Source organism: Azospirillum sp. UENF 112521 (assembly GCF_058780665.1).
The window spans coordinates 262756-281793 of the sequence record NZ_JBSNCI010000002.1; the positions used below are offsets into that span (position 1 = coordinate 262756).

Here is a 19038-nt window from a genome sequence, read left to right on the forward strand (position 1 = left end):
GCACCGTCCTGGGTGTGATGACACCCGAACGGCCGTTTTGTTGCGCAAGGTTGTACGGAATTGCCGCGTTGTACAAAAAAGGCGGGCCTGAGCCCGCCTTGTCCGTTTGCCTTATTCGTCGCCCATCTTGAGCGCCGCGATGAAGGCGCTCTGCGGGATTTCGACCTGCCCGAACTGGCGCATGCGCTTCTTGCCTTCCTTCTGCTTGTCCAGCAGCTTGCGCTTGCGGCTGATGTCGCCGCCATAGCACTTGGCGGTCACGTCCTTGCGCATGGCGCTGATGCTCTCGCGGGCGATGATCTTGCCGCCGATGGCGGCCTGCACCGCGATCTTGAACAGCTGGCGCGGGATCAGTTCCTTCAGCCGTTCGCAGAGCTGGCGGCCGCGGCGCTCGGACTGGCTGCGGTGGACGATCATCGACAGGGCGTCCACCGGCTCGGCATTCACCAGGATCGACAGCTTCACGAGGTCGCCTTCCTCGTAGCTGTCCATCTGGTAGTCGAAGCTGGCATAGCCGCGGCTGATCGACTTCAGCCGGTCGTAGAAGTCGAACACCACCTCGTTCAGCGGCAGGCGGTAGACCAGCATGGCGCGGGCGCCGGCATAGGTCAGCTCGATCTGCTGGCCGCGCCGCTCGGTGCAGAGCTGGAGCACGCCGCCGAGATACTCGTCGGGCAGCATGATCGTCGCCTTGATCCACGGCTCGTCGATGTGGTCGATCCGCATCACGTCGGGCATGTCGGCCGGGTTGTGCAGGTCGCGCACCGTCCCGTCGGTCATCGTCAGCTTGTAGACCACCGACGGCGCGGTGGTGATGAGGTCGAGGTTGAACTCGCGCTCCAGCCGCTCCTGGATGATCTCCAGATGCAGCAGGCCGAGGAAGCCGCAGCGGAAGCCGAAGCCCAGCGCCGCCGACGTCTCCGCCTCGTAATGGAAGCTGGCGTCGTTCAGCTTGAGCTTGCCCAGGCTGTCGCGCAGCCGCTCGAAATCGGCGGCATCGACCGGGAACAGGCCGCACCACACCACGGGGATGGACGGCTTGAAGCCGGCCAGGGCCTCGGTCGCCGGCTTGCGCTCGTCGGTGATGGTGTCGCCGACCTTGGTCTGGGTGATGTCCTTGATCGCGGCGGTGATGAAGCCCATCTCGCCCGGCCGCAGCTCGCCGGTCAGCAGCGCCTTCGGCGTGAAGACGCCGACGCGGTCGACGTCATGGGCCGAGCCGGCGGCCATGAAGCGCACCTTCTGGTTCACCTTCAGGACGCCGTCGACGACGCGCACCAGAATGACGACGCCGAGATAGGGGTCGTACCAGCTGTCGACCAGCAGCGCCTTCAGCGGCGCGTCGGCGTCGCCCTTGGGCGGCGGCAGCCGCTTGACCACCGCCTCCAGCACAGCACCGATGTTGAGGCCGGACTTGGCCGAGATCTCCACCGCGTCCGACGCGTCGAGGCCGATCACGTCCTCGATCTGCTGCTTGATCCGCTCCGGCTCGGCGGCGGGCAGGTCGATCTTGTTGAGGACCGGGATGATCTCGTGGTTGTTGTCGATCGCCTGATAGACGTTGGCGAGCGTCTGCGCCTCGACCCCCTGGGAGGCGTCGACCACCAGGATCGAGCCCTCGCAGGCGGCCAAGCTGCGGCTGACCTCATAGGCGAAGTCGACGTGGCCGGGGGTGTCCATCAGGTTCAGCGTGTACTGCTTGCCGTCCTCGGCCTTGTAGAGCAGGCGGACGGTCTGGGCCTTGATGGTGATGCCGCGCTCGCGCTCGATGTCCATGCTGTCGAGCACCTGTTCGCGCATCTCGCGCGCGTCGAGGCCGCCGCACTGCTGGATCAACCGGTCGGCAAGGGTCGACTTGCCATGGTCGATGTGGGCGATGATCGAGAAATTGCGGATGTGCGAGAGGTCAGTCATCGGGGCCCGGACAAGCGAGAGTTTGCCGGGAACATAGGGCGGACGGGGGGTGGGCGCAATGATGGTGTGTCGGCGGGCGGCGCGCAGGGCGTACGGGCGGTTGCGGAAGGGTGCGGCGTGGGGTGGATGGAACGGGGCGGAACGTTTTTCGGCGGGGTGTTCACTGTTCCATCGGGGGCGGGTGGGGCGGCGGGACGTGGAACGTATGGAACAGGATGGAACGGTTTTGCGGGGGGTGTGGACCGCCCCCCGAAGTTGAGACGCTTGTTAAATTGTTCCGGATTGGTCAGGCCACCAGGGCCGGGCGGCCGCCCGGCCCTGGTGGCGGGAAATTTTCCTCGAACTCGACCGGTGGGCTGTAGGCAAGGGCCGAGTGAAGGCGCTGGCGATTGTACACCTCGTCGATGAAGCGGTCGATGCAGGCCCTTGCCTGGGCGATGTCGGCATAACTGCGGCCATCAACCTCTTCGGTCTTGAGTGTTTTCATGAAGCTCTCCGCCATGGCATTGTCGTAAGGGCAGCCGACCCGGCTCATGCTTGGCTGGACGCCATGAGCCTCCAGGCGCCCGATGTAGGCCCGGCACGCATACTGGACGCCTCGGTCGGAGTGGTGAACCATCGGTCCTGCTCCACGTACGGCCAAGGCACCGTCGAGCGCCTCCAGCGCCAGTTCCGCCCGCAGATGATCGCCCAGTGCCCAGCCGATCACCCGGCGCGACCAAGCGTCCAGCACCACCGCCAAGTAGGCGAACGCCCCGCCCAACCGGACATAGGTGATGTCAGCCACCCACAGTTGGTTCGGTCCGCTCAACGCCAGGCGGCGCGCCACATTGGGCCAGACCGGAAAGTCATGACGGCTGTCCGTCGTCGCCGGGACGAACGATGCCCGACGCAGACACAGCAGGTTGTCCTCCCGCATCAGCCGCAGCACCAGCTTGTGGTTCACCAGCCGCCCCTCCCGGCGCAACAGCGCCGTGATCCGCCGGTAACCGTAGTGCCGGTGTACCAGGGCAAGGCGCTGGACGGCGTCGCGCAGGTCCGTCTCCTCAGCCGACGGCGCCCGCTCCTGCCAATGCCGGTAAAAACCGGCCCGGCTCACCCCCGCCAACCGGCACATCCGGTCCACCGAAACTCTGCCTTGCCGCTGCGTCATCGCCTGGATGGCGGCATAGACGCCGTCTCGCCAGCCGCGCTCTTCGGCCGGCGTGATGCCTCGATACGCTGCAAGGCTTCGCTGAAAAAATCCAAATCAAGCTGCTGGCGCGCAACCGTCCGCTCAAGCTCCGATACCCACGCACGCACATCAGGCGCAAGCTGATCCAATGCTGCCTCCGCAGGCGCGCTCGGCGCCGGGCCCGCTGAAGGGCCTCCCTCTGCAGATCGAGACCGCCGATAGCCGCGTCGGCGGCCAGGACGACGCTCCAATCCAGCCTCACCCGCACGACCAAAAGCATCGCGCCAGCGGTAAATCTGCGCACGGAATACGCCAGCCTCTCGCTCAAGATCCGTTATCCGCTCGCCAGCTTCAAGCCGTCGAACCAGCGAAACCTTGAACTCCAAACTTCGCTTCTCTCCCATCGGTCCTCTCCATCAGAGAACTGGAACACTTTAACACTGTCTCAGTTTCAGGGGGCACTCCAGGGGTGTCCAGTGTTCCATCCGGGCGGGCGCGTGGGGAGGGGACGCACGGGGGGAGGACGGGCCGCGGGGCGGCTTCGGTGGAGCGGGCGGAGGTGGCGGATCGCCACTGTCGGGGCATGCGGTGCCCTCCGCGGGTGGGGGAGGGCGCAAGCGTAGCATGGTTGGGGGAGTGGTGGTAAGGGTAGGCGAAAAAAGGGAAGGGCAAGGCTTGGGCTACCCATAAATAAATGGAGCGCAATAAATACAGGCAATGGAGAAAGTGCGCAAATTATTGAATTGAGGGGCGTTCGCCATCCTAAATTCAAAGTTAAATTCAGAAATCTCCCAACTTGAGCTGTTCTTGATAATTTTTCTTTTGACTAATCTCAAGTATTTTTTGGCGGGCATCTTTAGCATTTTTCCAAGAGGTGGTAATGGGTAAGGGGTAAGTGGCCATTTCTTTATGCTGTATACGCTTGAGTGTCTTTTCGTTTAATGCTTCTTCGATAAAGGAACGCAGTGCTGGTCCTGTGTTAAGGCGCCACAGTACGATGCGCCTTATTGACCGCAGCAAGTTCCCATCAGGTGAAGGAGTGAGGCGAAGGTTGATGTCGAGAGCCCCGTTTTTGATCCGGTCTAGATAATCCCTACTACAAATTAGTTTTCTTGAATGCAAGTCATACGCGGCAGCATCCCAATCGAAAAAGGTGCAGCGAATCACGTCTTCCAGCGATTTCACAGATACGCCGGCGTAGCGCGCAGCCCATGTTGTTTCTAAAGCCCAGAAATCGATTTGCCATGGCCCCCCACGGAAACCATAGCCACCGAATTTATTAGGTGTGGCATTCAGCGATCTAGCCAAACGCGCGATTGATTCTGCAGGGGCATCAATAACTAGATCAACATCAGACCTAAAGCCTGTGCGGCCCTTGCGAGCGAAATCTCGGACGAGTCCTCCAATCACCGCAACCCGGTCAAATTTCATAAAATTTTCATTAAGATGGCTTTGCAGAACCTTCATCTCAGTTAGCTGATTCTCCCAAAAGTAGCGATCCAATCGCCGTTTAAGCGAAGAAAAGTTAGGGGCAACTGACATTCGGCACCGAGTTGATATCTTGCCAAAGCTTCGTAGCATATGTGTCCGTCATCCCCGACACCATGTCGGTGAGAAGACGGAGTTCACGATAACGTAGTGTGCCTGCAATCCCATCCAAGGACTTAGACTTTTCCGCTTCCTCCAGATAGTTTGGACTAATCAAAGAGAAGATGTACCGTGCGCGAGCGCTACTGCGTGCTGACCTTAGGTCGTCTGCTTCTCTTTCGGAAATAGCCTCCCATAACGATGACATAATCCCGTCAATCGCTACGGCGCCCACCGCTTCTGTGCGCAGCACCGATGGATGGCGTAACCCATACTGCTTTGCTATATACTTTAGAGCGTCGCATAGAGGATTGTTATCCATGAGAGGAGCCTCGTGAGTCAGCTTCATTATCTGGTCAACGCTGGCCACGAATGCGTCGCTCGCATCATTAATGAGTGCCTCAATTACATATGCGCGCAGAAATTGTATCTTAATGTCGTGACGAATCTCAACGCGCCGGTCACTTTCGTTCACCTCTCTAAATTTTTCGTCAATCTTATTAATAGTATCTCGTCCTGCGACATCTTTGTTATGTTGGAGTGTGATTAGAACATCATCTGGTGAGAGAAGTCCCTTTTTCAGCAGGTCATCAACGTCAAGCACTGAGTAAGCAATATCATCACATGCTTCCATTATCCACGTGAGTGGATGTCGCTGCTTTTCGGCGAGCCCTGTCTCCAGGCGAATCCAATCAACAATTTCTTTCTCTGACTCGAAATAGCCATATTTTTTGATGTGAGGCTTTTGTTTGCTTGTCCCTGTTACGTGAACAGGGTACTTCAAAGTAGCCGCGAGTGTTGCTGCAGTCAGGTCTAGCCCAAGACGAGAGTGATGCGTCTGAAGCTTTGTCAAAAGACGGAGGCTTTGCGGATTGCCGTCGAATTTAGTAAACTCCGGCCAAAATTTTCCCGGAATAGGGTGGCGGATTCTTTTCTTCCTGTCGTAACTTTTGGTGAAAATCCAGTCTTTCCTAGACTTAAACCAGTTTCCAATTGCGCTTTCGCCTTGATGGCCGAAGGGTGGGTTCCCAAGGTCATGCGCAAGCCCAATAGCAGAAAGCATGGGCTGGATAGTGTCGCTTAAATTGACGCCTGCGAAAGCTTCAGGTGCACGCCTAAATGCACGCGTCCCAATTGATCGCGCCAAATTCGCAACCTCATGGGAATGCGTTAAGCGAGTGCGAACCCCGTCGTTGTCATCCATCGGCCAAACTTGTGTCTTGTCAGCGAGACGGCGTACAGGGGTAGAAAAGAGAAGTCGGTCGTAGTCCTGCTGAAAAAAAGAGCGTACACCGTTTGGATCGTGGTCATTTGTCGATGCTTCGCTACTTGAGCTGTTCAGCCTCGGGCGCCGAGTTTCACTCCAAAGATTTACAGACATATTTCGTTCCATTGATAAAGTTAAAAATCTCTTTTGCATTCAATGCCAATAAAAGCGCTGCACGATCCTCACTTTTTGTAGGGAATCGAGATGATCCCAATCGTGTGCTTCATCATCATGACAATCTTTTCCTCTGCTCCATAAGATTATTCAGAGAATATTCGATGTTAGCTTTAAGAGTTTGTGCTAGTTCTGACGCGTTTCTTGCAAGGACACTCAAAAACCACCTATCCGTTGCGGAGGTGCATTCTATTGCTGACTGCCTAAAGTCACAATCACCTTCTCTGCCTAACGCAAGCAAGTTCTTCATATCTGACACGCTCCGTCACCGTCTTCTCCGGTTATCCATTGCCTTCGGGCGTGGACGGCCGCGCTTCGGCGCGCCGCCAAGGGGCATGCTGCCCCTTTGCGATCCCCTGGCAAAGGCTGGCGCCTTTGCTGCCCCCTCACCCTGACCCTCTCCCCAGGGGGAGAGAGGATTGGGGGCGTTGCGGTGCAGGGCGGGCCGTTACCGCCCCCTTGGCTTCGCCCTTGCGGTCGGTTCGGCTTCCAGCGGGTTGTCGGGCCAGTAATGTTTCGGGTACTGGCCCTTCAAATCCGCCTTCACCGCCTTGTAGGCGTTGGCCCAGAAGCTCGCGAGGTCGCGGGTGACCTGGACCGGGCGGCGGGCGGGGGACAGCAGGTGCAGCAGCACGGGCACCCGGCCGCCGGCAATGCGCGGGGTCTGGGCCAAGCCGAACATCTCCTGCAACCGCACCGCCAGCACCGGCTCCTCGCCGTCATAGTCGATGGGGATGCGGGAGCCGCTCGGCACCTCGACATGGGTCGGGGCCTCGGCGTCCAGGCGGGTCTTCAACTCCCAGGGCAGCAGGGCGCGGAGCGCGCTCGACAGGTCGATGCGCTCCAGATGGGCGCGGCGCGACACGCCGTCGAGGAAGGGGGCCAGCCACGCCTCCAGACCGTCCATCAGGGCGTCGTCGGACAGGTCGGGCCAGTCGTAAGCGTCGCCCTCGCGGGTGCGCAGGAACATCACGCGGGTGCGCCATTTGCGCAGCTCGTCGGTCCAGGGCAGGCAGGTCGGGCCCAGCGCGCGGATGCCCTCGATCATCGCGGCGGTCATCGCGTCGGCCGGCGGCTTGGCCAGCTTCTCGTCCTTCAGGATCAGGGCGAACAGCATGCGCCGCCGCCGCGCCAGCACCGTCTGCTCGCGCGCGTCCCAGGCGACGATGGTCTCCGTGCGGATGTCGTCGGCGAAGCTCTCCTCCAGATCGGCCAGCGTGACCGGGGCGGCCAGGAAGATGCGCGATTCGCGGGCGGCGCCGTCGAGGTCGGCGATGGCGAGCCACTCCTCGGCCGACAGCGGCTCGGCCTGCTGGAAATAGGCGCCGCGCCCGCCCGACAGGCGATACTGCGCCGCCACGCCGCCGGGCTGGCCTCCGGGACGGCGCTGGCCGATGCGGTCGGGATAGGCCAGCGCCAGCAGGATGCCGACGGCGTTGGAATCCATCGCGTCGTCGTCGCGCACGCCGAGCTGGCGGCGCCACTGCCGGGCCTGCTTCACCGCCTGCTGCGCCCCGCCGCGGTCGACGCTGAGGCCGCGCGCGGCACCCTGGCCGCCGCGCTCCTCGCCGCGCAGCAGATCGACGCGCAGGCGCAGGTCGGCGTCGCGGAAGCCCGGTTGGGCGCGGACGATGTCGCGCTCGCCCAGCAATGCTGCGACCAGACAGGCGAGCGCGCCCTGGCCCATCGCCTTGCCGGCCAGCATCATGTGGGCCAGACGCGGATGCACGCCGAAGCCGGCCATGCGGCGGCCGTGCGGGGTGATGGCTCCCGCTTTGGTGAGCGCGCCGAGGCCGGTCAGCAGCTCGCGCGCCTGGGCCATCGCCGCTGTGGGAGGCTGGTCGAGCCAGGACAGGCTGGCGGGGTCGGAGACGCCCCACACCGCAAGCTCCAGCGCCAGCGGGGCGAGGTCGGCGTCGGCGATCTCCGGCGTGGTGAAGGGGGCCAGCGCCTTGTGCGTCGCCTCCGGCCACAGGCGGTAGCAGACGCCGGGCTCCAGACGGCCGGCGCGGCCGCGGCGCTGCTCGGCCGAGGCCTGGCTGACCTTCACTGTCGCCAGACGGGTCATGCCGCCGCGCGGGTCGAAGCGCGGAACCCGCATCAGCCCGCTGTCCACCACGATGCGGATGCCCTCGATGGTCAGGCTGGTCTCGGCGATGGAGGTCGCCAGCACGATCTTGCGCTGGCCGGGCGGGGTGGGGCCGATGGCGCGGTCCTGCGCCTCGGCCGACAGGTCGCCATAGAGCGGGGCGATGACGGTGTTCGGGCCGAGGTCGGACTGGTCGAGCAGCGACTGGACGCGGCGGATCTCGCCGACGCCGGGCAGGAAGACCAGGGCGTTGCCGGGCTCCTCGCGGAGCGCGCGGCGGACGGCGGCGGCGACGGCGTCCTCGATGCGGGTGCCCTGGGGAGGCGCGTCGAGGTGGCGGGTCTCGACCGGGTAGGCGCGGCCCTCGCTGGTCACCATCGCGGCCGGGCCATGCGTGTCCGCGAGAAGGGTGGCGACCGGGGCGGCGTCGAGCGTCGCCGACATCACGACGAGGCGCAGATCGTCGCGCAGCGCGCCGCGCGCCTCCTGCACCAGGGCAAGGGCGAGGTCGCTGTCGATGCCGCGCTCGTGGAACTCGTCGAACAGGACGGCGCCGACGGCGGGAAGCTCCGGATCCTCCTGAAGCTGGCGCAGGAACAGGCCGTCGGTCACCACCTCGATCCGGGTCTTCGGGCCGACCTTGGTATCCAGGCGCACGCGGTAGCCGACGGTCTCGCCCACCGCCTCCCCCAGCATCGACGCCATCCGGCGGGCGGCGGCGCGGGCGGCGAGGCGCCGCGGCTCCAGCACCAGGATCTTGCGGCCCTTTGCCCAAGCCGCCTCCAGCAGGGCCAGCGGCACGCGGGTGGTCTTGCCCGCACCCGGCGGGGCTTGCAGCACGGCGGTGCCGCGGCTGTCCAGCGCCTCCAGCAGGGCGGGCAGGACGGGATCGATGGGAAGGGCGGGGAAGGCGGGCTTGCTCATGGGGGGAGTCTGCTGCCGCGAACCGGAGCGAAAGGCAATGCTTTTCGGGTGCGGGTGGGCGCGGCGCGCGCCAAAAGGTCGCAGGGGTGGGGCAGCGGGAGAGCGGTCGCGACCGATGGCCTTAAAAACTGTATGGTTTTGTCGTCGTCGGGCTTTTTCGCACCTCAAAGGGACCCATGACCGATATCCACGACGCCGCCCTGTTCCTCGCCCACGCCTGTGCGCTGGAGGAGGACGCCGCCAACCGCTTCTCCGACCTGTCGGAGGCGATGAAGACCTATGGCAACCAGGAGGTCGCGGCCTTCTTCGGCCAGATGGCGAAATTCTCGCGCCTGCATCTGGCCGAGGCGCGGGAACGGTCTGGCTTCCGCAAGATCCCCGATCTGGCGCCGGAAGACTTCCAGTGGCCGGACGGCGACAGCCCGGAAGCGGCCTCGATGGAAGGCTCGCACTATCTGATGACGGTGGAATACGCGCTGGAACTGGCGCTCGACAGCGAACGGCGCGGGCAGGCCTTCTATGCCGAGGTGGCGAAGACCACCACCGACGCCGAGGTCCGCATGATGGCCGAGGAGTTCGCCGCCGAAGAGGCCGAGCATGTCGCCCAGCTGGAGGTGTGGGCCAAGCGCTATCCGGCGTTGCAGGGGTAAGAGAGTGAGGAAGGGGGCGCTGGCTGCCCCCTCCCCTGGTTACTTTGACAGGGCGGACCAGTCGATCTCGTACACCTTGTCGGCCGGCTGATAGGTCTTGAAGGCGGCGATCACGTCGTCGACGCTGACGCCGCCCGGTACGTTCTGGATTTCATAGACGACCGAGCTGCCGCTGGTCGGGCCGACGTCGGCGTTGCGGTGGGCCTGCGAGACCAGCCCTTCGCCGGCCTTCTTGATCATGATGGAAGCCATGCATCCGTCTCCTGTTGCGACTCGCCCGACGGCAAAACCATAAACAAAAAGTGGTTTAACCGGAAGGCGGAAAGAATGGCGACGTTTGCACTGCGTCAATTTTGAGGGGCGTCATTTTTGAGGGGCGTCCTTACGGCAGCGATGCGGCCTCCGTCACCGGGGCGCGGCCGGGCATGCGGTCGGGCTGGGCGCCGCGCAGCGCCCCGGCGATGCCGCCGGTCAGCCAGACCGAGAAGGCGTTGCGGCCGGTGGCGCTGGCCTGATCGCAGGCGGCGGTGGGGGCGGCGCCCTCATAGTCCTCGGGCTCCACGGCGCCGCCGCCGTAGTTCCACAAGGGCAGCGAGGCGGCGGTGGGCTGGCCGGCCGGTTCGGCGGCCGAGGCGCTGGAGATCAGGCTGGGCGCCTGCCGGGCCGGGCGGCTGTGCACCTCGATCAGGGCGACGCGGATGCCGGCGGCCCAGGCGCGGTCGATGAAGGCGCGGACCTGCCGCTCGGTGGCGGTGGAGCCGGCGACGGCCCCGGGCGCCCCGCCGGTCAGCCAGGCCGACGGCGTCGGGCCGCAGCCGCGCCGGTATTGCAGGGCCACCTGATCCTGAACATAGGTCTGGCCGCGATAAAGCCGCATCAGGCCGTTGCCGTAGCGTTGCAGCTCGTCGACCGGGCCGCGGCTGGCGGTCAGCAGGTTGCGGTCGATCAGGATCAGCGTCGGCTTGACGGCGATCAGCCGGTCGAGCAGCGGCTCGAAATCGGCGAACTGGGCCTGTCGATGGACGATGCGCAGGAATTCCAGGTTGGGCACACCGCGCTCGGCGGCGACCTTCGCCATGCCGTGCTCGTCCAGCGTGGCGTCGCGCAGGGCGGTGTCGCCCAGCGCCACCACCATCACCGAATTGGGGACGCGCGCCGCCCGCTCTGCCACCGTGTTGATGCGGTTCAGGTTGTACCAGGCGAAGGGCTGGTCGTAGAGCATCGACCCGCTCCACAGCACCCCCAGCGCCGCCAGCGCGGCCAGCACCAGCGGTGCGATCAGCAGCGTCCCCAGCACCCCCCAGCGCCGCTTGCCGCGCCGCGGCGTCTCCGCGGCGGCGGTTTCCCCGGCGTGGGGGGAAACGGATTGCTGGTCCGGTTGAGACTGGGACGGGGGCTCCTGCGGGTCGAGATGGGACATCGGGCGTCTCCGGGCGTGCTGCGGCTACTCCCACAACGCGCGGAGGAGGTGAATCGACACGCGGTAATTGGGGGTATCCCCAAGGCCCCGGAACACCTCCGCCGCAGGGTCCCGGTTTGCCGAACGCGCCGTTTGTGTGTAGGCTCCGACCATGGAGGACGGCCTTGTCGCAGGGTTGGCTCCTTACAACAGGATTGGGCGATGAGCACCGAGATCCGCACCTTCAGCATTCCCGACGCCGCCGCCGAAGAGGCGCAGGCGCAGCTGTCCAGCTTCCTGCGGACGGTCGAGGTCCAGCGCATCGAAACCGCCTATGCCGACGGGGCGTGGCGCGTGCTGGTGCTGTTCACCGACCTTCGCCGCAAGGAGGAATCGCAGCAGATCGAGGCCGCCATCGCCGCGGCGCTGAACGGCTGGCGCGACAAGGCCGCCGCCCAGGCCGGGGTGACGCGCGACGCCGTTCTGGCCGACGATCTGGTGCAGGAGATCGCCCGCTTCGCACCCACGACGGAGCATGAGCTGTCGATCATCCTGAATGCCCGCGGGCAGGCCATCTCGCCCCAGGGCGGGGAAATCGTGCAGGTGGTGCGCTCGACGCTGGACCTGTTGATCGACTGACCGGCTGATCGACTGAGCGGCCGATCGACTGACCAGTTGATCGGCTCCGGGTGGAGCATCGGCGAAGTCCTATCCGATTCGGAAAGGCGATGCACAGCCAAAGGCTGTGGCGAACCTGCCGTAAGCGTCAGTTGGTCCGGGCGTTGTGGTATGCCAGGATTGCCCCCTTCACTGGCACCGGTGGATGGGATGACTGTGGCTTGGAAGGATCATCCGAAGCGTCGTGGCGCAGCTCCGCACGCGGTCCCCGCGGACGCGGTGTGGACCATGGTTCCGGACTATCGGAAGATGGCGCAGGAACTGGCCATGCTGGGGGCGGAAGCCGCCCGGCGCGCCCGCATGACCGGCAACGGGCATTACGACCGGCTCGCCCACACCCTGACCAGCCGGGCGGACGAGATCCTGGACGATCTGGAGCGCGGCCGAAAGATTTGACCGGATTGGACGGTTGCGAAAAGGAAACGGCGCCCGGATGGGGCGCCGTTTTGGTTTTCGCAAGTCTGTCGGGTGCCCCTTTCACCCCACCCCTCTTCCCGGAGGGAGAGGGGCGTGGCGGGGGCAATCGGCCTCAGACCACCTTGGCGCTGTGCATGGCGGCGATCTGGTCCTTGTTGTAGCCGAGCTGGGCCAGGACCTCGTCGGTGTGCTCGCCGAGCAGCGGGGAACCGGTGACCTCGACCGTCATGTCCGAGAACTTGATCGGGCTGCCGACGGTCAGGTACTTGCCACGCTGCTTGTGGTCGACCTCGACGACGGTGCCGCTGGCGCGCAGCGACGGGTCTTCGGCGATCTCCTTCATCGACAGCACCGGCGCGCACGGGATGTCGTACTTGCGCAGGATGTCGACGGCCTCGAACTTGGTCTTGTCCTTCAGCCAATCCTCGATGATCGCGAAGATGTCGAAGATCTTGTCCTGACGGGCGAGAGCCGTGTTGTAGGCCGGATCGTCGATCCACTCCTCGCGGCCCAGAGCCTTACAGATCGGCGCCCAGGCATGGCCCTGGATGGTGAAGTAGATGTAGGCGTTGGGATCGGTCTCCCAGCCCTTGCACTTCAGCACCCAGCCCGGCTGGCCGCCGCCGCCGGCATTGCCGCCGCGCGGAACCACGTCGGTGAACTTGCCGTGCGGGTACTGCGGGTATTCCTCCAGGTAGCCGACGCGGTCCAGGCGCTGCTGGTCGCGCAGCTTGACGCGGCAGAGGTTCAGCACGCTGTCCTGCATCGAGACGGCGACCTTCTGGCCCTTGCCGGTCTTGGTGCGGGCCATGAGCGCGGTCAGGATGCCGATGGCGAGGTGCATGCCGGTGTTGCTGTCGCCGAGAGCGGCGGCGGACACGGTCGGCGGGCCATCCCAGAAACCGGTGGTCGACGCGGCACCGCCGGCGCACTGGGCGACGTTCTCATAGACCTTCAGGTCCTGGTAATGGTGGCCGTCGCTGAAGCCCTTGACCGAGGCGACGATCATGCCGGGGTTCAGTTCCTTGATCTTGTCCCAGCTGAAGCCCATGCGGTCCAGCGCGCCGGGGCCGAAATTCTCGACCAGCACGTCGGATTCCTTGATCAGGCGGGTCAGGACTTCCTTGCCCTCGGCCGTCTTGGTGTCCAGCGTCAGGGAGCGCTTGTTGCTGTTGAGCATGGTGAAGTACAGCGCGTCGGCATCCGGGATGTCGCGCAGCTGGCTGCGGGTGACGTCGCCGGCGCCCGGACGTTCGACCTTGATGACGTCCGCGCCGTACCAGGCCAGAAGCTGGGTGCAGGCGGGGCCGGCCTGCACGTGGGTGAAGTCGATGATCTTAATGCCTTCGAGCGGCTTGGTCATGACTGCAACACTCCCTTATTTCGCGTTGTTTCAGTTTGTCTGTTGGATTTGATCGTCAGGGATCGGCTCCGGTTCGATCTTCGGAGCCTGCTCCCGGGGTCCGCTCGCCCTCAGCCGGCCGCAGCGACGCCTGCTCGGGCGGCGGCTTCGAGGTCGGTGAGGCGGCGGCGCAATGTCCGCTCTTCGGTCCAGCGGGCGGTTTCGTCCCGCACCACGGCGACGATCCCGGTCACCGCACCGTCGGTCCCGCGCAAAAGCGCGACGGTGAAGGCGATCGACAGGCTGTGCCCGTCCTTGTGGACCGCCGGAACCCGAAGCAAATCATGGCCATAGCGGGTCTCGCCGGTGGCCATGGTGTTTTCGTACCCATCCCAATGACGCTGGCGCTGGCGTTCGGGAATGATGATGTCGAGCGACTTGCCCATCGCCTCGTCGGCGGTGAAGCCGAACATCCGCTCCGCCGCTGCATTCCACAGGGCGATGGCGCCGGCCGGATCGGACACGATGACGGCATCGCCGATCACCGCCACCAGCTGTTCGCAATCCACAACCGCGGGCGAACCCGCTGCTGTCCTCTCGTCCATGTCGATCTCCTTGGTGCCCGCCCCCTCTTGGATTGGGCACCGGGGGAGCCGGTGCGGCGATGGCCCGTAAGCCGCCGTCGCACTGACATTATCGATACGGTATACCAGATACCATATCTTTGGCAAGAGGATTTGAGCGCTTCGCGAACTGTTGTTTGCGCGAACCTTTTGGGGGGTGCAGGTATCCCCTCTCCCCCCGGGGAGAGGGGGATTCTTCGGGGGAGTGCGCGCCAAAAGAAAAAGGGCGCCTTGCGGCGCCCCTTCAGGGTTCCAAGGGCCTTGGCCCTTGGACGGGTGGGTCAAGGGAGGGCAGTTGCCCTCCCTTGCCTCGTTGGTCTCAGACGTCCAGCAGCAGGCGGCGCGGATCCTCGATCAGCTCCTTGATGCGGACGAGGAAGGTGACCGCTTCCTTGCCGTCGATGATGCGGTGATCGTAGGACAGCGCCAGATACATCATCGGGCGGACCTCGATCTTGCCGCCGACGACGACCGCGCGGTCCATCGTCTTGTGCATGCCGAGGATGGCCGACTGCGGCGGGTTGATGATCGGGGTCGACATCAGCGAGCCGTAGACACCACCGTTGGAGATGGTGAAGGTGCCCCCCGTGAGTTCGTCCATCGACAGCTTGCCGTCGCGGCCCTTCTTGCCGAGAGCGGCGATGGTGCCCTCGACGCCGGCGAAGTCCAGCTGGTCGGCGTTGCGCACCACCGGAACCACCAAGCCCTGCGGCGTGCCGACGGCGACGCCGATGTCATAGTAGTTCTTGTAGACGATGTCGGTGCCGTCGATCTCGGCGTTGACGGCCGGGATCTCCTTCAGGGCCTGGACGGCGGCCTTGACGAAGAAGGACATGAAGCCGAGCCGCACCTTGTGGCGCTTCTCGAAATAGTCCTTGTACTCGGCGCGCAGAGCCATCGCCGCCGACATGTCCACCTCGTTGAAGGTGGTCAGCATGGCGGCCGAGTTCTGGGCCTCCTTCAGACGCTCGGCGATGCGCTGGCGCAGGCGGGTCATGCGGACGCGCTCTTCCTGAGCGGCGCGCGGACGGTCGCCCTGGGTGCCGGCGGCCCACTGGACCTTCGGAGCCGGGGCCGGAGCGGCCGGCTTGGCGGCGGGAGCCGGAGCCGCCGGGGCAGCCAGCACGTCACCCTTGGTCACGCGGCCGTCCTTGCCCGAACCGGCGATGGACGAGCCGTCGATGCCCTTCTCGTCGGCCAGCTTGCGGGCGGCCGGGCCGGAGGCGGCCAGGTTGCCCGGAGCGGCGGCGGCGGCCGGGGCGGCAGCCGGGGCCGGGGCGGCGGCGGGAGCCGGGGCAGCGGCCGGAGCGGCGGCGGCCGGGGCGGCACCGGCGGCGGCACCTTCGGTCAGCACGCCCAGCAGGGCGCCGACCTCGACGTTCGCACCTTCCGCGGCGACGATCTCGGCCAGCACGCCGGCGGCCGGGGCGTTCACCTCGAGCGTGACCTTGTCGGTCTCCAGCTCGACCAGCGCCTCGTCCATGGCGACGGCCTCGCCGGCCTTCTTCAGCCAGCGGGCGACCGTCGCCTCGGAGACGGACTCACCCAGCGTGGGGACCTTGATTTCGGTAGCCATTTCTTATTCCTCGTTCGTCTTCTTGTTCGCTTGGGCGAGAGGGTCAGCGGACCGTCAGGGCTTCATCCAGGAGCTTGGCCTGCTCCTTGTTGTGGCGCTTCAGCAGGCCGGTCGCCGGCGAGGCGGTGGCCGGGCGGCCGACGTAGGACGGGCGGCCGGCCTTGTGGCCGACATCCTTCAGCACGGCTTCCAGGCGGCGGTCGGCGAAGAACCAGGCGCCCTGGTTCTCCGGCTCTTCCTGGCACCAGACCAGCTCGGCGTTCGGATACTTGGCGAACTCGGCGGCCAGCGCGTCCTTCGGGAACGGGTAGAGCTGTTCCAGGCGCAGGATGACGACGTCCTTGATGCCGCGGCTCATGCGCTCCTGCAGCAGGTCGTAATAGACCTTGCCGGAGCACACCACGATGCGGCGGATCTTGTCGTTGGCGGCCAGATCGTTGGCGGTCTCGCCCAGCACGCGGTGGAAGCTGCTGCCCGGGCCCATCTCCGACAGGTCGGAGATGCACAGCTTGTGGCGCAGCAGCGACTTCGGCGTGAACAGGACCAGCGGCTTGCGGAAGCTGCGGCGGATCTGGCGGCGGAAGACGTGGAACAGGTTGGCCGGCGTCGTCACGTTGCAGATCTGCCAGTTGTCCTCGGCGCACATCTGCAGGAAGCGTTCCGGACGGGCGGACGAGTGTTCCGGACCCTGGCCCTCGTAGCCGTGCGGCAGCAGCAGCACCAGGCCGGACATGCGCAGCCACTTGGACTCGCCCGACGAGATAAACTGGTCGATGATGGTCTGCGCGGTGTTGGCGAAATCGCCGAACTGCGCTTCCCACAGGACCAGATTGTGCGGCTCGGCCAGCGAATAGCCGTATTCGTAGCCGACGACGGCGGCTTCCGACAGCGGGCTGTCATGGACCTCGAAGGTCGCCTGGTCCGGGCTGACGTGGCAGAGCGGGACGTACTTCTCTTCGGTGTTCTGGTCGTACATCACCGCATGGCGGTGCGAGAAGGTGCCGCGGCCGGAATCCTGGCCCGACAGGCGCACACCGGTGCCCTCGGCGACCAGCGTGCCGTAGGCCAGCGCCTCGGCGGTCGCCCAGTCGATGCCCTCGCCGGTCTCCAGCGTCTTCTTCTTGGCTTCCAGCTGGCGCGCGATCTTGGAGTTGATCGCGAAGTCCTTCGGGTACTCGCAGAGCTTGAAGCCGATCTGCTTCAGCTTGTCGAGGTCCACGCCGGTCTCGCCGCGGTGGGCGGTGTTGGCGCCCTGCGCCTCCAGCCCGGCCCACTTGCCTTCCAGCCAGTCGGCCTTGTTCGGCTTGTAGGTGCTGGACGCCTCGAACTCACCCTCCAGCTTCTTCATGAAGTCCTGGGTGATCTGGTCGCCCTCGGACTGGGTGATCACGTTTTCCGCCACCAGCTGCTTGGCATACAGCTCGCGCGTGGTCGCGTGGGAGCGGATGTTCTTGTACATGATCGGCTGGGTGAAGCCCGGCTCGTCGCCCTCGTTGTGGCCGTGGCGGCGGTAGCAGACCATGTCGATCACGACGTCCCGCTTGAACTTCTGGCGGAACTCGATGGCGATGCGGCTGACATGGACGACGGCTTCGGGATCGTCGCCGTTCACGTGGAAGATCGGCGCCTGCACCATCTTGGCCATGTCGGAGCAGTACACGCCCGACCGCGAATAGGTCGGGTTGGTGGTGAAGCCGATCTGGTTGTTGATGATGAAGTGCATGGTGCCGCCGGTGCGGTAGCCGCGCAGCTCCGACAGGCCCAGCGTCTCGGCCACGATGCCCTGGCCGGCGAAGGCGGCGTCGCCGTGGATCAGCACGCCCATCACCTGCTCGCGCTCGAGGTCGCGGCGCTGCTGCTGCTTGGCGCGCACCTTGCCCAGCACGACCGGGTTGACCCATTCCAGGTGGGACGGGTTGGCGGTCAGCGACAGGTGGACGATGTTGCCGTTGAAGTCGCGGTCCGACGAGGTGCCGAGATGGTACTTCACGTCGCCGGAGCCCTGGACGTCCTCGGGGCTCGACGGGTTGCCCTGGAACTCCGAGAAGACGGCGGAGAAGGGCTTGCCCATGAAGTTGGTCAGCATGTTCAGACGGCCGCGGTGGGCCATGCCGACGACGGCCTCCTTCAGGCCGAGCTGGCCGCCGCGCTTCAGGATCTGCTCCAGCGCGGGGATCATCGACTCGCCGCCCTCAAGGCCGAAGCGCTTGGTGCCGGTGTATTTCAGCTGCAGGAACTTCTCGAAGCCCTCGGCCGCGGTCAGCCGCTCCAGGATGGCGCGCTTGCCGTTCACCGTGAAGTCGGTGTGGTTGCGGCCGCCCTCGATGCGCTCCTGGATCCAGGCCTTCTCTTCCGGGTCCTGGATGTGCATGAACTCGACGCCGATCGTCCCGCAATAGGTCTTGTGCAGGATGTCGAGGATCTGGCGCAGCGTCGCCGTTTCCAGCCCGAGCGAGTAGTTCAGGAAGATCGGACGGTCGAGGTCGTCCGGGCCGAAGCCGTAGGTCGCCGGATCCAGTTCCGGGTGCGGCTCGCGCTTCTCCAGACCCAGCGGGTCGAAATGCGCGTTCATGTGGCCGCGGACGCGGAAGACGCGGATCAGCATCAGGGCGCGGATGCTGTCCAGCGTGGCGGCGCGCAGCTGCTGCGGGCTGATGCCGCCATAGACCTGCTGGGTGTGGGACAGCATGGCGCCGTTGCCGGGGCCGTTCATCGCCGCGGCGGCGCCGTTCGTAGCGGCGCCGTTGGGGACGGCGACGATGAAGCTCTCGGCGACCGGGTCGCGCTTGGCCTTGGGGTCTTCCAGATCGGACACGGTCCAGGACGCGCCGCGCAGCTCGTCCAGGACGGCGCGCGAATCCTCGTCCAGATCCTGGAAGAAGCTGTTCCAGCTGGGGTCGACGGCGGCCGGGTTGGACAGGTAGCTGGCGTAGAGCTCGGCGACGTAACCGGCGTTCGAGCCGAAGAGGAACGAGGTCTGTTCCAGATTTGCCGACATGGTTTCACCTCGGGCCGTGAGCCCGATTCCCTGTGGGAGATGATCGCGAGTGATGAAGGGGGCGGGAGATCGATGGATACCCATGTGCAAGAACCGGCGAGGGGAGCCGGTGGGATGCGAGGTGGGATGCCGTACGCACCGCCGACGCTTGCATATGGGTTCCCAGGACCAACCGTCCAAGAGGATAGGCCGAAGGGGCGTCGGGCGGGGCACCGCAGCGTCCCGC

General features: G+C 65.0%; 15 protein-coding genes. 3 read left to right on the forward strand and 12 right to left on the reverse strand.

Translation table 11 applies throughout. The features are described 5' to 3' along the window. Window positions 1-111 precede the first annotated feature (111 nt). The 6 genes from lepA to hrpB form a co-directional block, all read right to left on the reverse strand. The gene (gene lepA, locus ACWPN8_RS03370; RefSeq protein ID WP_109448525.1) at window positions 112-1914 is read right to left on the reverse strand and encodes a translation elongation factor 4; all 1803 of its coding nucleotides are present in this window, start codon (window positions 1912-1914) and stop codon (window positions 112-114) included. Window positions 1915-2200: 286 nt separating this feature from the next. Next, entirely contained in the window at window positions 2201-3067 is an 867-nt protein-coding gene (locus ACWPN8_RS03375; RefSeq protein ID WP_492239909.1) for an IS3 family transposase, read from the reverse strand. Beyond that, window positions 3064-3492, reverse strand: a complete 429-nt coding sequence (locus ACWPN8_RS03380; RefSeq protein WP_174475373.1) for a helix-turn-helix domain-containing protein — start codon at window positions 3490-3492, stop codon at window positions 3064-3066. Before ACWPN8_RS03380 ends, ACWPN8_RS03375 begins: the two co-directional genes overlap by 4 nt. A gap of 376 nt (window positions 3493-3868) precedes the next feature. Further along, entirely contained in the window at window positions 3869-4555 is a 687-nt protein-coding gene (locus ACWPN8_RS03385; RefSeq protein WP_492239910.1) for a hypothetical protein, read from the reverse strand. A gap of 58 nt (window positions 4556-4613) precedes the next feature. Beyond that, complete coding sequence (gene dgt / locus ACWPN8_RS03390) at window positions 4614-6095, reverse strand: dGTP triphosphohydrolase (protein WP_492239911.1); 1482 nt, start codon at window positions 6093-6095, stop codon at window positions 4614-4616. A gap of 469 nt (window positions 6096-6564) precedes the next feature. Further along, window positions 6565-9129: an ATP-dependent helicase HrpB gene (gene hrpB, locus ACWPN8_RS03395; RefSeq protein WP_492239912.1), complete on the reverse strand. Its 2565-nt coding sequence runs from the start codon at window positions 9127-9129 to the stop codon at window positions 6565-6567. A gap of 176 nt (window positions 9130-9305) precedes the next feature. On the opposite strand from hrpB, the gene ACWPN8_RS03400 reads away from it, so the two are divergent. Further along, window positions 9306-9779, forward strand: coding sequence for a ferritin-like domain-containing protein (locus ACWPN8_RS03400; RefSeq protein WP_109049693.1), 474 nt, complete (start codon window positions 9306-9308; stop codon window positions 9777-9779). A gap of 39 nt (window positions 9780-9818) precedes the next feature. Here the strand turns inward: ACWPN8_RS03400 and ACWPN8_RS03405 are convergent, their stop codons facing one another. Next, window positions 9819-10031: a hypothetical protein gene (locus ACWPN8_RS03405; RefSeq protein ID WP_098740667.1), complete on the reverse strand. Its 213-nt coding sequence runs from the start codon at window positions 10029-10031 to the stop codon at window positions 9819-9821. Window positions 10032-10161: 130 nt separating this feature from the next. After that, window positions 10162-11199: a hypothetical protein gene (locus tag ACWPN8_RS03410; protein ID WP_492239913.1), complete on the reverse strand. Its 1038-nt coding sequence runs from the start codon at window positions 11197-11199 to the stop codon at window positions 10162-10164. Window positions 11200-11400: 201 nt separating this feature from the next. Between ACWPN8_RS03410 and ACWPN8_RS03415 the strand changes: the two genes are divergently transcribed. Further along, the gene (locus ACWPN8_RS03415; RefSeq protein WP_109448517.1) at window positions 11401-11817 is read left to right on the forward strand and encodes an HRDC domain-containing protein; all 417 of its coding nucleotides are present in this window, start codon (window positions 11401-11403) and stop codon (window positions 11815-11817) included. 288 nt (window positions 11818-12105) lie between these two features. Next, window positions 12106-12252, forward strand: a complete 147-nt coding sequence (locus tag ACWPN8_RS03420; RefSeq protein WP_199237854.1) for a hypothetical protein — start codon at window positions 12106-12108, stop codon at window positions 12250-12252. Between the two features lie 133 nt (window positions 12253-12385). On the opposite strand, the gene frc is transcribed toward ACWPN8_RS03420, so the two are convergent. The 4 genes from frc to ACWPN8_RS03440 form a co-directional block, all read right to left on the reverse strand. After that, window positions 12386-13636 (reverse strand): formyl-CoA transferase, encoded by a 1251-nt coding sequence (gene frc / locus ACWPN8_RS03425; protein WP_109448515.1) that lies wholly within the window; start codon window positions 13634-13636, stop codon window positions 12386-12388. 110 nt (window positions 13637-13746) lie between these two features. After that, on the reverse strand, window positions 13747-14220 hold the full coding sequence (locus ACWPN8_RS03430) for a PAS domain-containing protein (RefSeq protein ID WP_109448513.1): 474 nt from the start codon (window positions 14218-14220) through the stop codon (window positions 13747-13749). Window positions 14221-14557: 337 nt separating this feature from the next. Next, window positions 14558-15814, reverse strand: coding sequence for a 2-oxoglutarate dehydrogenase complex dihydrolipoyllysine-residue succinyltransferase (odhB, locus tag ACWPN8_RS03435; protein WP_492239914.1), 1257 nt, complete (start codon window positions 15812-15814; stop codon window positions 14558-14560). A gap of 43 nt (window positions 15815-15857) precedes the next feature. Beyond that, window positions 15858-18812 (reverse strand): 2-oxoglutarate dehydrogenase E1 component, encoded by a 2955-nt coding sequence (locus ACWPN8_RS03440; RefSeq protein ID WP_109451252.1) that lies wholly within the window; start codon window positions 18810-18812, stop codon window positions 15858-15860. Between the last annotated feature and the right edge of the window lie 226 nt (window positions 18813-19038).